The 12,955-nt window shown below is 63.1% G+C and carries 14 protein-coding genes; 10 read left to right on the top strand and 4 right to left on the bottom strand.

Translation table 11 applies throughout. The annotated features are described in order from the left end of the window. Positions 1-48 precede the first annotated feature (48 nt). Positions 49-1,980, top strand: a complete 1,932-nt coding sequence (locus D906_RS20675; RefSeq protein ID WP_019097420.1) for a cytochrome c/FTR1 family iron permease — start codon at positions 49-51, stop codon at positions 1,978-1,980. A 27-nt stretch (positions 1,981-2,007) separates the two neighbouring features. Here D906_RS20675 and D906_RS20670 read toward each other — a convergent pair whose 3' ends face one another. Continuing rightward, on the bottom strand, positions 2,008-2,253 hold the full coding sequence (locus tag D906_RS20670) for a TIGR02647 family protein (protein WP_016714401.1): 246 nt from the start codon (positions 2,251-2,253) through the stop codon (positions 2,008-2,010). A 69-nt stretch (positions 2,254-2,322) separates the two neighbouring features. Then, positions 2,323-2,625, bottom strand: a complete 303-nt coding sequence (locus D906_RS20665; RefSeq protein WP_019097421.1) for a hypothetical protein — start codon at positions 2,623-2,625, stop codon at positions 2,323-2,325. A gap of 147 nt (positions 2,626-2,772) precedes the next feature. Between D906_RS20665 and D906_RS20660 the strand changes: the two genes are divergently transcribed. Beyond that, entirely contained in the window at positions 2,773-3,435 is a 663-nt protein-coding gene (locus D906_RS20660) for a glutathione S-transferase (RefSeq protein ID WP_019097422.1), read from the top strand. A gap of 34 nt (positions 3,436-3,469) precedes the next feature. Here the strand turns inward: D906_RS20660 and argH are convergent, their stop codons facing one another. After that, entirely contained in the window at positions 3,470-4,864 is a 1,395-nt protein-coding gene (argH, locus tag D906_RS20655; RefSeq protein WP_016714404.1) for an argininosuccinate lyase, read from the bottom strand. 296 nt (positions 4,865-5,160) lie between these two features. Here argH and D906_RS20650 point away from each other — a divergent pair, with 296 nt between their 5' ends. The 7 genes from D906_RS20650 (at position 5,161) to D906_RS20625 (ending at position 11,619) form a co-directional block, all read left to right on the top strand. Beyond that, positions 5,161-5,904, top strand: coding sequence for a LytTR family DNA-binding domain-containing protein (locus D906_RS20650; protein WP_015268539.1), 744 nt, complete (start codon positions 5,161-5,163; stop codon positions 5,902-5,904). A 197-nt stretch (positions 5,905-6,101) separates the two neighbouring features. Further along, positions 6,102-7,043, top strand: coding sequence for a hydroxymethylbilane synthase (gene hemC / locus D906_RS20645; protein ID WP_027610188.1), 942 nt, complete (start codon positions 6,102-6,104; stop codon positions 7,041-7,043). Further along, positions 7,040-7,807, top strand: coding sequence for a uroporphyrinogen-III synthase (locus tag D906_RS26895; RefSeq protein WP_025754959.1), 768 nt, complete (start codon positions 7,040-7,042; stop codon positions 7,805-7,807). Before hemC ends, D906_RS26895 begins: the two co-directional genes overlap by 4 nt. Positions 7,808-7,852: 45 nt before the next feature. Further along, positions 7,853-8,953, top strand: coding sequence for a uroporphyrinogen-III C-methyltransferase (locus tag D906_RS26890; protein WP_027610187.1), 1,101 nt, complete (start codon positions 7,853-7,855; stop codon positions 8,951-8,953). Then, complete coding sequence (locus D906_RS20635) at positions 8,950-10,188, top strand: heme biosynthesis protein HemY (RefSeq protein WP_027615965.1); 1,239 nt, start codon at positions 8,950-8,952, stop codon at positions 10,186-10,188. Before D906_RS26890 ends, D906_RS20635 begins: the two co-directional genes overlap by 4 nt. Positions 10,189-10,410: 222 nt before the next feature. Next, complete coding sequence (locus D906_RS20630) at positions 10,411-10,917, top strand: disulfide bond formation protein B (RefSeq protein ID WP_025754957.1); 507 nt, start codon at positions 10,411-10,413, stop codon at positions 10,915-10,917. A 231-nt stretch (positions 10,918-11,148) separates the two neighbouring features. Further along, a complete protein-coding gene (locus D906_RS20625) occupies positions 11,149-11,619 on the top strand; it encodes an Rsd/AlgQ family anti-sigma factor (RefSeq protein WP_027615964.1) in 471 nt (156 codons plus the stop codon). Between the two features lie 9 nt (positions 11,620-11,628). Here the strand turns inward: D906_RS20625 and D906_RS20620 are convergent, their stop codons facing one another. Further along, entirely contained in the window at positions 11,629-12,267 is a 639-nt protein-coding gene (locus D906_RS20620; RefSeq protein WP_027615963.1) for an FKBP-type peptidyl-prolyl cis-trans isomerase, read from the bottom strand. A gap of 179 nt (positions 12,268-12,446) precedes the next feature. On the opposite strand from D906_RS20620, the gene D906_RS20615 reads away from it, so the two are divergent. After that, positions 12,447-12,955 (top strand): AlgP family protein (locus D906_RS20615; RefSeq protein WP_218279162.1); only part of this gene is annotated, 509 nt, incomplete at its 3' end.

The raw sequence follows: 12,955 nt of genomic DNA, 5'->3' as shown, positions 1-12,955 counted from the left end.
CATGAATTCCGCCCAGCACCCTTGAGGGAAACCAAGTCGGAGTGAACAATGTTCTCTTTCGCATTCCCTCCGAGACTGGCCATGAAAACCCGTTCCCGTCTGCTTGCCTGGTTTCTTTGGCCGGTGCTGGCGCTGTGCAGCACCATGGCGATGGCCGAAGCCCCCGCCGAGGCCACCAAGGCCTTGCACCTGCTCGATTACATTGGCGCCGACTACCCGCCGACTGTGCGCGATGGCAAGGTGATCGACGATGGCGAATACCGTGAACAACAGGAGTTCAGCGCGGTATTGGCCGACCTGGTAAAAGCCTTGCCGGCACACGCTGAGCAAACTGGGCTTGAGCAGGGTGTACAGGCGCTGCGCCAAGCCATTGATGAACGCCAGGATGGCGCGGCTGTAGCCAGGCAAGCCAGACAACTGGGCGCACGCCTGGCGGTGGCTTATGAAGTCAGTCAGGCCCCGGTGATTACCCCGGACCCTGCCCGTGGCGCTGCGTTGTATGCGCAGAACTGCTCGATCTGCCACGGCGACACAGGCGCAGGCGATGGTCCTGCGGGTGTCGGGTTGGAGCCGGCGCCCGCTAACCTGCGTGACGCTGCGCGCCTCGACCAGTTGAGCCTGTTCGACCTCTACAACACCTTGGCCCTTGGCATCGACGGCACCGAAATGCCGTCCTTCGCCGATCAGCTGGACGACCGTCAGCGCTGGGATGTGGCCGCTTACATCGCCAGTTTCTCAGCCAACCCACAGGCCGCCAAAGGCGACAAAACCTGGAACATCGCCGACCTGGCACGCCAGACTCCAGCCGAAGTCGCCGCCAACGAAGGCAATGCGGTCGTGGAGGCATTTCGCGCCCAGCGTGCCCAGCCGCCGCAGGTCAAACGTGGCCCGGCGCAATTGCTGGAATACACCGCCAGTACCTTGGACAAGAGCCTCGCCGCCTACCGTGCAGGCGATCACGACCAGGCCTATGACCTGTCGGTAGCGGCCTACCTGGAAGGCTTCGAACTGGTGGAAAGCTCACTGGACAACATTGACACCCAAGTGCGCAAGGACACCGAAAAATCCCTGATGGCCTACCGCCAATCGTTGCAGGACGGGCTGCCCGTGGCCCAGGCCGAGCAACGGCTGGCCGAAGCCAAGACCAGGCTCGACCAGGCCGCGAAACTGTTGGGTAGCGATGGCCTGAGCTGGTCACTGAGCTTTATCTCCGGCTTGCTGATCCTGCTGCGCGAAGGCCTTGAAGCCATTCTGGTTCTGGCGGCGATCCTGGCCTTCCTGCGCAACACCGGCCAGCAGTCGGCGGTGCGCAGCGTCAACATCGGCTGGGGCCTGGCGCTGGTTGCAGGCTTTGCCACCTGGGCGCTGGCGGCTTACGTGATCGATGTGGGTGGGGCCCAGCGCGAGCTGCTGGAAGGTTGCACGGCGCTGTTCGCTGCAGTGATGGTGCTGTGGCTCGGCGTGTGGATGCATGACCGACGCCACGCCACAGCCTGGCAGAACTACATCAAGAGCAGCCTGGTCAGTGGCGGAGGGCGTTTCGGCTTCGCCTTGCTGGCGTTCTTCTCGGTGTACCGCGAACTGTTTGAAGTGATTCTGTTCTACGAAACCCTGTGGCTGCAGGCAGGCCCTGCCGGGCATCAGGCGGTGCTGGCAGGTGGCGCCACCGCGCTGGTGCTGTTGGTGGGGTTGGCGTGGGTGATCTTGCGTGGCTCTGCGAAGCTGCCGCTTTCACTGTTCTTCAGCATCAACGCCGCGTTGCTGTGCGCGCTGTCGGTGGTGTTCGCCGGGCATGGCGTGAAAGCGCTGCAAGAGGCCGGTGTACTGGGTACGCGACCGGTGGCGTTCTTCGAGTTCGACTGGCTGGGGATTCATGCGGATGCCTACTCGCTGTCAGCGCAGGCGGTGGCCTTGCTGGCCATCATGTTCCTGTATGGGCGCTCGCGGTTGGCGGAAAAGCGCAGGGCGGCGGCCAGCTGAGGCCGCCATCCTGAGAAACCTATTTGATCAGGCAGGTTGTGGCGCCTTGAGAATGTTCTGCAGCAGCTGGACACTTTCGACGGCGTCATGACCCAGGCTGGTCAGGTAGCCGCCATCAGGTTGATCGGTCAGCCCTTTTTCATGCAGACGTTGCGCAGCCGCGATCAGGGCAGGGGCGGCGGTGCTGGTTATCTTGATGCCTTCCTGGCTGCTGTCGTGTTTGAACAGCGCGAGTACTTCCAGTTCGTCGATCAGATCGGGGGTAAATGGCATGGCAGCTCCTGACTTCCAGACAAGGATGGCGGCACCGTCAGCGGTGCCTGACCTTCGAGTGTAGTCGGGTTATTCGTCCTCGCCTTGATCCATCTCAGGCGGCAGCTCCGGCAGCGCCCGCAGGGCGTTCTCGTACCACTCGCCGTTGAACTCGCGGTCTTCCGTCAGCATGTTGTCGATCTCGAAGGCCAATACATGAGCCATCAGGTTGAGGATGTCCTCACGCTCGTAGCCGACCAGGGTCAGCTTGTTGAAGGTGGCCTTGGCCGCAGCCGGTTCGCCGCTCTCAATCTGGTTCTCGATAGCTTGGGTCAGCGTCGCCTCGGCGAAGGCTTCGTCGTCGTCATTGTCGATGTCGGTGGGCTCGCTCATGGCGGTACTCCTGTTGTGGGGCACACAGTGTGCCATGCCTGTAGCGGCAATGCCCGGGCATTGACGGGGTGCATGACGCTGGTCAGGGACGGGCGTACGGTCTATAAAAGCCGGGCCAACCCCTTACGGCCTGGAGGCTGTTACCTCATGCTCAAGCTTTACGGATTCTCGGTCAGCAACTACTACAACATGGTCAAGCTGGCCCTGCTGGAAAAAGGCCTGCCCTTCGAGGAAGTCACTTTCTATGGCGGCCAGGCGCCACAGGCCTTGGCAGTGAGCCCTCGGGGCAAGGTGCCAGTGCTTGAAACCGAACACGGCTTCCTGAGTGAAACCAGTGTGATCCTCGACTATATCGAACAGACCCAGGGCGGCAAGGCACTGCTGCCGGCAGACCCGTTCGGGCAGGCCAAGGTGCGTGAGCTGCTCAAGGAAATCGAGCTGTACATCGAGCTGCCGGCGCGTACCTGCTATGCCGAGTCGTTCTTTGGCATGTCGGTTGAGCCGCTGGTCAAAGAGAAAGCCCGGGCCGATCTGCTGGCCGGGTTTGCCACCCTCAAGCGTAACGGTCGCTTTGCGCCGTTTGTGGCAGGTGAGCAACTGACGCTGGCAGACCTGATGTTCTGCTTCTCGGTCGACCTGGCTTATGCCGTGGGCAAGAAGGTGCTGAACATCGACTTCCTGGCGGACTTCCCGCAGGCCAAGGCGTTGTTGCAGCTGATGGGCGAGAACCCGCACATGGCGCGGATCGTGGCAGACAAGGAGGCGGCGATGCCAGCCTTCATGGAGATGATTCGAAGCGGTAAACGCTAAGGGTCCGGGGCCGCGAGGCGGCCCCGGTTCCTGATCAACGCGAGGCCAGCAATGCCTTGCCGCGAATAACCGCCGCGCGCACCTGCGCCGGCGCCGTACCACCAATGTGGTCACGGGCATTCACCGACCCTTCCAGGGTCAGCACGGCAAACACGTCCTGCTCGATCTGGTCGCTGAACTGGCGCAGTTCGTCCAGGCTCATTTCGGCCAGGTCTTTGCCAGTGTCCACGCCATACTTCACCGCGTGGCCAACGATTTCGTGGCAGTCACGGAACGGCAGGCCACGGCGTACCAGGTAGTCGGCCAGGTCGGTGGCGGTGGAGAAGCCGCGCAGGGCCGCTTCACGCATGATGGCGTGCTTGGGCTTGATCGCCGGGATCATGTCGGCAAAGGCACGCAGCGAGTCGCGCAGGGTATCGGCAGCGTCGAACAGCGGCTCCTTGTCTTCCTGGTTGTCCTTGTTATAGGCCAGCGGCTGGCCTTTCATCAGGGTCAGCAGGCCGGTCAGGGCGCCGAACACGCGGCCGCTCTTGCCACGTACCAGTTCTGGCACGTCCGGGTTCTTTTTCTGCGGCATGATCGAGCTGCCGGTGCAGAAGCGGTCCGGCAGGTCGATGAACTGGAACTGCGCGCTGGTCCACAACACCAGCTCTTCGGAGAAGCGCGACAGGTGCATCATCGCCACGCTGGCAGCGGCGCAGAATTCGATGGCGAAGTCGCGGTCCGACACGCCGTCCAGCGAGTTGCCGGCCACGGCCTCGAAGCCCAGCAGCTTGCAGGTGAGTTCGCGGTCGATCGGGTAGGTGGTGCCCGCCAGCGCGGCGCTGCCCAGCGGCATGCGGTTGGTGCGCTTGCGGCAGTCGACCAGGCGCTCGTAGTCGCGGCTGAGCATTTCGAACCAGGCCAGCAGGTGGTGGCCGAAGGTGACCGGCTGGGCCGTCTGCAGGTGGGTGAAGCCAGGCATGATGGTTTCGGCTTCACGCTCGGCCTGCTCCAGCAGGCCCTGCTGCAGGCGGGTGATTTCGGCCAGGATCAGGTCGATTTCATCGCGCAGCCACAGGCGGATATCGGTGGCCACCTGGTCGTTGCGGCTACGGCCGGTGTGCAGCTTCTTGCCGGTGATGCCGATACGGTCGGTCAGGCGTGCTTCGATGTTCATGTGCACGTCTTCGAGGTCGACGCGCCAGTCGAAGTTGCCAGCCTCGATCTCGCCCTGGATGGTTTTCAGGCCATCGATGATGGTGTCGCGCTCGGCATCGCTGAGCACGCCGACCTGCGCCAGCATGGTGGCATGGGCGATCGAACCCATGATGTCGTGGCGGTACAGGCGCTTGTCGAAATCGACCGAGGCGGTGAAACGGGCGACGAAGGCGTCGACGGGCTCACTGAAGCGGCCGCCCCAGGACTGATTGGTCTTGTCGGTGCTCATGGATTCACTCATTGCAGGCGTGAACGAAAAAGTGGCGCCGATGATAGCAGGGTTGGGCTGGCCGCCGCAGGGCGCTGGTCGAGAGAAATGCCCGGATAACGGCAGAGAACGATTTTAAGGAATGAACGGCAGTGTTCCACGGACCGTCTACAGTTGGACAGAGGACAGGCAGTGAATCTGCCGTCCGAGTGAATCTTTGGCCATCGCACCGGTCTAGAGCGTGACCGCAGTGTCGCTCGAACCACACCTGTCTACGCTATACCTGTGCGAGACTCATTCAGGAATCCAGCGCAATTATGAATGTCCTGATCGTTGATGACGAACCCCAAGGCCGTGAACGCCTCAGCCGGCTGCTCGGCGAACTGGAGGGTTACACCGTGCTGGAGCCTAGCGCCACCAACGGCGAGGAGGCCTTGGCGCTGATCGAAAGCCTCAAGCCCGATGTGGTCCTGCTGGACATCGGCATGCCAGGCCTGGATGGCCTGCAGGTTGCCGCACGCTTGTGCGAACGCGAGGCGCCGCCGGCGGTGGTGTTTTGCACCGGGGATGATGAATACGGTGCCGAGGCATTCAAGGACAGTACCCTCAGCCATGTGACCAAGCCGTTCCAGGCCCAGGCGCTGCGCGATGCCTTGCGCAAGGCCGAAAAACCCAACCGCGCCCAGTTGGCGGCGCTTACCCGGCCGGCCAATGAAGGTGGCGGCCCGCGCAGCCACATCAGTGCCCGCACGCGCAAAGGTATCGAGCTGATTCCTTTGCCCCAGGTGATCTATTTCATTGCCGACCACAAATACGTGACCTTGCGGCATGAGGCGGGGGAGGTGCTGCTCGACGAGCCGCTCAAGGCCCTGGAAGACGAGTTTGGCGAACGCTTCGTGCGGATCCACCGCAATGCGCTGGTGGCCCGTGAGCGTATCGAGCGCTTGCAGCGCACCCCGCTGGGGCATTTTCAGTTATACCTGAAAGGCCTGGACGGTGATGCCCTGACCGTCAGCCGGCGGCATGTGGCGGGCGTGCGCAAGATGATGCAAACCCTCTGATTCGGCGCCCGCATGGCAAGGGCTGCGCCCTTGTTCGCGGCTAAAGCCGCTCCTACAGGTACGGTGCCGCTCCGAAGGCGGTGATTAGCCTGTGGGAGCGGGTTTACCCGCGAAGGGGCCCTCAGCTGTTCCACATCTGCTAGCGATACCAGCGATGCTGTTATCATCGACGGTATTTCTCTGGATCGGGGCGTTTCATGTCCACTCGCGAAATCCGCATTGCCACCCGTAAAAGTGCCTTGGCCCTGTGGCAGGCCGAATACGTCAAAGCCCGCCTCGAGCAGGCTCACCCCGGTCTGCTGGTGACCCTGGTGCCCATGGTCAGCCGTGGTGACAAGCTGCTCGATGCGCCGCTGGCCAAAATCGGCGGCAAGGGCCTGTTCGTCAAGGAACTGGAAACCGCCCTGCTGGACAACCAAGCCGACATCGCCGTGCATTCGATGAAGGACGTGCCCATGGACTTCCCCGAAGGCCTTGGCCTGTACTGCATCTGCGAGCGCGAAGACCCGCGCGATGCCTTCGTTTCCAATACCTTCGACAGCCTTGAAGCGCTGCCTGCCGGCAGCATCGTCGGCACCTCCAGCCTGCGCCGCCAGGCCCAGTTGCTGGCGCGCCGCCCAGACCTGCAAATCCGCTTCCTGCGAGGCAACGTCAACACCCGCCTGGCCAAGCTGGATGCTGGCGAGTACGACGCCATCATTCTCGCTGCAGCCGGCCTGATCCGCCTGGGCTTCGAAGACCGCATCACCTCCACCATCAGCGTCGATGACAGCCTGCCGGCTGGCGGGCAGGGCGCGGTGGGCATCGAGTGCCGCAGCGCCGACGTCGAGATCCACGCGCTGCTGGCGCCACTGCACCATGCCGACACTGCCGACCGGGTAGTGGCCGAGCGTGCTCTGAACAAACGCCTGAATGGCGGCTGCCAAGTGCCGATCGCCTGCTACGCGGTACTCGAAGGCGACCAACTGTGGCTGCGTGGCCTGGTCGGTCAGCCTAGCGGCGGCACCTTGTTGGTGGCCGATGCCCGCGCCCCCCGCTCTGCCGCTGAAACGCTTGGCGTACGGGTGGCCGAAGACCTGCTGGGCCAGGGCGCCGAAGCCATCCTCAAGGAAGTCTACGGCGAGGCTGGTCACCCGTGAGCCAATGGCGCCTGTTGCTGACCCGCCCTGCCGAGGACTGCGCAGCACTGGCGCAGAGCCTGGCGGCAGCGGGGGTAGGCAGCAGCTGCATGCCGCTGCTGGAGATAGCGCCCGTCACCGTGCAGGCCCGGCAACGCCTGTTGCTGGAAGGCCTGCATGGCTTCCAGGCGATCATCGTGGTCAGCAAACCTGCCGCACGGCTGTTGCTTGAGCAACTGGCCGAGGCCGGTTTGCAGCCGCCACGGCAAGGCTGGTTCACCGTGGGCGAGGCCACTGCCGCAGTGTTGCAGGAGAAAGGCCTGGGGGCGAGCTGCCCGCCGCGTGGTGATGACAGCGAAGCCTTGCTGGCGCTCCCGGCCCTGCGCCAGGCCGTTGCCGTGCCTGCGCCGCGTGTATTGATCGTTCGCGGCGTCGGAGGTCGCGAACTGCTGGCAGAGCGTCTTGCAGAGCAAGGTGCTAGTGTCGAATATCTGGAACTGTATCGTCGCTGCCTGCCGGCTTACCCGGCGGGCACCCTGAAGCGTCGCATCGAAGCGGAACGCCTCAATGGCCTGGTGGTCAGCAGTGGGCAGGGTTTTGAACATTTGCAGCAGCTGGCCGGCGCCGATTGGCCGCAGTTGGCACAGTTGCCGCTGTTCGTGCCCAGCCCGCGGGTCGCCGAGCAGGCCAGGGCCGCCGGGGCCCAACAGGTTGTGGATTGCCGTGGCGCCAGTGCCACGGCCTTGCTGGCAGCCGTGCAGCGCAGCGCTGCACCTGCCTCTTAAGGCGCTAAGCTGAAGGCGATGCGCCCCCATGCAAAGGATGGATACGTGAGCGAGACTGTCTTGTCCAATAACGATCAGCCGTCGGCACAGGCGCCGGCGGAACCCGTCACCGCCCCACCCGCCAAGCGCTCCGGCAGTGGCCTGGCAGCGCTGGCCTTGCTGCTGGGTGCAGCCGGGGTGGCGATAGGTGGCTGGGGTGTCTGGCAGGTACGCCAACTGCAAGGCAGTGAGTTCAACCAGGGCCAGCACATCGAAGCGCTGAACCAGCGCGCCGAAGCCTTGCAACAACGCGAACAGCAAATCAGCGCGCAACTGGCCAGCCTGCCGGCTGCCAGCGAGCTGGAAGACCGCCGCCGCCTGGTGGCGCAATTGCAAGGTGACCAGCAACGCCTCAGCCAGCGCCTGGAAACCGTACTTGGCGAGAGCCGCAAGGAATGGCGCCTGGCCGAGGCCGAGCACTTGCTGCGCCTGGCCACCCTGCGCTTGTCGGCGCTACAGGACATCACCAGCGCCAAGGCCCTGGTCGAGGGCGCTGACGAAATTCTGCGCGAACAGAGCGACCCAGGTGCCTTCGCTGCTCGCGAACAACTGGCACGCAGCCTGGCCACGCTCAACAGCACCCAGCAGCCAGACCGTACCGGCCTGTTCCTGAAGCTGGCCGCTCAGCGCGAGCTGGTGCAGCAGCTCAGTGCCCAGTCCCCCGAGTTTGCCAGCGACGCCGATGCACTCGGCGCCCTGACTGCCGACGGTGATGGTGCGAGTCGCCTGTCGCAGTGGTGGGCAGAAATATCCAAGTACTTCCAGATCGACTTCAATGCCGATGACAACGTGCGGCCGTTGCTCGCCGGGCAGCAACTGAACCAGCTGCGCCTGGCCCTGAGCCTGACCATCGAGCAGGCCCAGTGGGCCGCACTCAATGGTGATGCCAAGGTTTACACCCAGGCGCTGGACGACGCCCGTAGCGTACTGTTGGCCAACTTCAACGCCGACAACCCGCAAAGCAAGGCCATGCTCGACAGCCTGAATGCCCTGGCCGACCAACCGGTGTCGGTGGTTACCCCCGACCTCAGCGAGAGCCTGGCGGCCGTGCAGGCCTATATTCAGCGCCGCCACCTGCCGGCCGAGGCTGAAGGGGGCAAGCCATGAAGCGTGTCTACCTGCTGGCTGTGCTGGCGATTGTGGTCGCTGCGGCGTTGGGGATCGCAGTTGCCAAGCACAGCGGCTACGTGCTGATTTCCTATGGTGGCTTCCGCTATCAGTCGGGGCTGTGGGCAGCCTTGGCCGGCCTGCTGGCCGTGGTCGCACTGCTGTGGCTGTTGCGTTACCTGGTTGGCCTGGTGCTGGCCTCCAGCGGCGTGGTCAACCCGTGGTCGCGGCGCAACCGTAGCCGGCGCATTCGTGTGGCCATCGAACAGGGCCAGCTGGACCTCGCCGAAGGCCGCTGGGCCAGCGCCCAGCGCCACTTGCACCGTGCCGCCGAGGCCGAGCGCCAACCGCTGCTGTATTACCTTGGTGCCGCGCGTGCCGCCAACGAGCAAGGCCGCACCGAAGACAGCGACAACCTGCTGGAGCGGGCGCTGGAGCGCCAGCCGCAAGCAGAACTGGCCATTGCCCTGACGCATGCCCAGTTGCAGATGGACCGTGGCGAAAGTGACGGGGCCCTGGAAACGCTGCTGGCCATGCAGGAGCGTCACCCGCACAACACTCAGGTGCTGCGTCTGCTGCAACGCCTGCACCTGGAACGTGGTGACTGGTCGGCCCTCATCCGCCTTTTGCCCGACTTGCGCAAGGGCAAGGTACTGCCGCCCGCCGAGCTGGCTGCCCTTGAACAACGCGCCTGGGGCCAGAACCTGAGCCTGGCCACCACCCGTGGCGAAGACGCTCAAAGTGCGCGTCAGGCCCTGGAGCGAGCCTGGCAGCAATTGACCGCAGCCCAGCGCCAGGAGCCACAGCTGGTGCTGGCATACGCCGAGCAATTGCGCCAGGTGGGCGCGCAGAGCGAGGCCGAACAGGTGCTGCGCACTGCGCTCAAGCGTGACTACGAGAGCCACCTGGCCCGCTTGTACGGGTTGGTGCGCGGTGATGACCCGGCGCGCCAGCTGCAAACCGCCGAAGGCTGGCTCAAGGCTCATCCGCAAGACGCCAGCCTGCTGCTGACCCTGGGCCGCCTGAGCCTGCAGAACCGCCTGTGGGGCAAGGCACGTGACTATCTGGAAAGCAGCCTGCGCATGGAGCGCAACCCCGAGGCTTGTGCCGAACTGGCCCGCCTGCTTGCTGGCCTGGGCGAGACCGAGCGCAGCAACCAGCTGTTCCAGGAGGGCCTCGGCCTGCTGGACGAGCGCCTGCTGGCCCTGCCGTTGCCAGAAGGCGTACGCGCCTGACCCACCCCAAGGCCCGCGCCAAGGTGCGGGCTTTGGGGGTTGGTAATTTATCTATGCCTGCACGTTGGCGCGGCAATCTATTTCTTCAGTCACCTCCTACCGCCACTTTGGAAATTTCCTACACGATTCAGCGACTTGTCTTTGCTGTCGCGCCTTGAAACAAAGCGCGTCTTTCCTCTACCGTTTCAAGCCACTCCTTCTTCCCCGGGACCTTCACCGCCCATGCTGCCGGCCCGTTTGCGCTCCTTTTTCCTTCCTGCCTGCCTGGCCGCACTGGCGGTGCTGGCTGCGTCTTTCCAACTGGAAAACATGCCAGGGCTGGTGCCGTGCCCCTTGTGCTTCAGCCAGCGTTTGCTGCTCGCGGCGTACGCGTTGTTGTGCCTGGGGGCGGTGCTGCAGGCGCCAGGCTTGCAGGGCATCCGCCAGTACGCGCGGGCGACGCTGGGCTGCTCGCTGGCCGGTGCGTTGCTGGCGGCGCGGCATGTCTGGTTGCAGGGCGCTGGTACGGTCATGCATGTATGCCCGGTGCCGATTGGGCGGGTGTTCGAGCAATCCTGGGGCGAGGCGGCGCGGCAACTGTTGCTGGGTGGCCCGGATTGCAACTCGCTGACCTGGAGCTTTCTCGACCTGACACTGCCCGAGTGGAGCCTGCTGGCCTTCCTGCTGCTGGCGGCGCTGCCCTTGAGTTGCCTGCTGGCGTATCGTTTCCGCACCCTGGCAATGAACTGACCTGGCGCAAGGTTGCGTCATGAGAGCGACCAATGGCGCTATAACGGGGTATTAAACACTTGTATGAACTTTGTGTGCTGCGTACCTTGATGGGCAGCACGCGCGGGAATAATCTCGCAGCACGTATACCGAAAACACAACTGCTCGATGCCGTCCTGCTGATGTCACCTCTGTGCTGCGCGTTCGCGGTGCGAGGTGCAGCGGCATCTACCCAGAAGGGAAGAGATCGCCATGCTCGATAGTTGTCAGAATGCTCAGGAACGCTGGGGTGGGGTTCACAAGCTGATCGACCGTTGGCTGGAGGAGCGCCAGCAACTAGTGCAGGCTTTCCGCACCCTGCGCGATGCCAAGCCGGCCTTCGCTGACAAGGATACGCACAGTGACTTCTGCGCACTCCTGGTCGACTACGTTTCGGCGTGGCATTTCGAAGTCTGCGAACAACTGGTCAGTGAGGCCAAGGCATTCGATGACGAGAAAGCGTTGAAGCTGGCTGAAGAGATCAACCCGCGGATCAATGACATCACCCAGATTGCACTGGCTTTCAATGATCATTGCAGCAAGGGCGAGTGCAAGGACACCGAGCGCTTCGCCGAGAAGCTGGCCAAGCTGGGCGGCCTGCTGCACGAGCGCTTTGAACTCGAAGACTGCCTGATCGAAGTGCTGCACACTGCGCACAAGGAAGAGGGCGCTGTCGAGGCCTGAAGCTAGGCCTCAGTCGCCAACCGCCAGCAGCTCGATCTCGAATACCAGAGGTGTATAGGGTGCGATCAGGTCGCCCGCTCCTTCGGCGCCATAGGCTTGCGCTGAAGGAATCACCAGGCGCCATTTGGCGCCCGCGTGCATCTGCGGCAGGGCCACCTGCCAGCCTTCGATTACAGAATCCAGGCTGAACCATTGGGGCGTCTGGTTCTGGTCGAACACCGAGCCATCCGGCAACTTTCCCACATAGCGCACTTGTACTTTGCCACCTGCTTTGGGTTGCGCGCCCGTGCCTGCCTGCAGTTCGCTGTAGAGCACGCCTTCCGGCAGTTCGTGTAGCCCATAACGTCCACGCTCATTGGCCATGAAGCGTGTTTCGGCTGCCTGCAATTTTTGTGTGGCGGCATCACTTTCCTGCGCTTCATGCTGCTGAAGCACTGCCTGCATGCGTACCTTGTCGAGCTTTAGCGGTTGCCCCTGATAGGACTGCTTGAGGCCTTCGACCAGTGCTTCCAGTTGCAAGCCTGGCATCTCCTGGCGCAGGCGCTCACCCAGGCTGGCGCCCAGGCTGTAGGCCAGATCGTGATCGTCGCTGTCGGCAAGGGCGATGGGTGCCAGCAGGCATAAACCTAAAACAAGATATCGAGGCAATGCCCGGACTCCCAAATATCAGCAATGATTAATTCAGCAACTACACTTTCACGCAGCTGCAAGATAACAACTTTGCCCAGGCATGCAACGCGGCGTAAATATTACGGTCAACATGCCCTAGCGGCGGTAGCAGCAGAAGCATAGTATGAGCCGCAATCTCGTCAGCCAGGAGGTAAACCATGTCGGCCAAAAAGAAGCCAGTAAGTACGCCGTTACACCTGCTCCAGCAACTTTCGGGCAGCCTGCTCGAACACTTGGAAGATGCCTGCTCGCAAGCGCTGGCTGATGCGGAAAAACTGCTGGCCAAGTTGGAAAAGCAGCGTGGCAAAGCGCAGGAAAAACTGCACAACGGCCGCCTGAAATTGCAGGATGCCGCAAAGGCAGGTAAAGCCAAGGCGCAGACCAAAGCGCAAAAAGCCATTGGCGAACTTGAAGAACTGCTCGATTCCCTCAAGGAACGCCAAACCCAGACCCGCTCTTATATTCAGCAACTCAAGCGTGACGCTCAAGACAGCCTCAAGCTGGCCCAGGGTGTAGGCAAGGTTCGCGAGGCCGCAGCCAAAGCGCTGGATTCGCGTGCTGCCAAAACCAGCAAGCCGGCTGCAGCCAAACCTGCGGCGAAGCCAGCTGCCAAAGCGACTGCTGCTGCCAAGCCTGCGGCGAAGCCAGCTGCCAAAGCGACTGCTGC

Source organism: Pseudomonas sp. LAIL14HWK12:I1 (genome assembly GCF_003202095.1).
Classification (GTDB): Bacteria; Pseudomonadota; Gammaproteobacteria; order Pseudomonadales; family Pseudomonadaceae; genus Aquipseudomonas; species Aquipseudomonas monteilii.
Note: the sequence above shows the minus strand (reverse complement) of the source record. Positions and strands in the feature narration are given on the sequence as shown.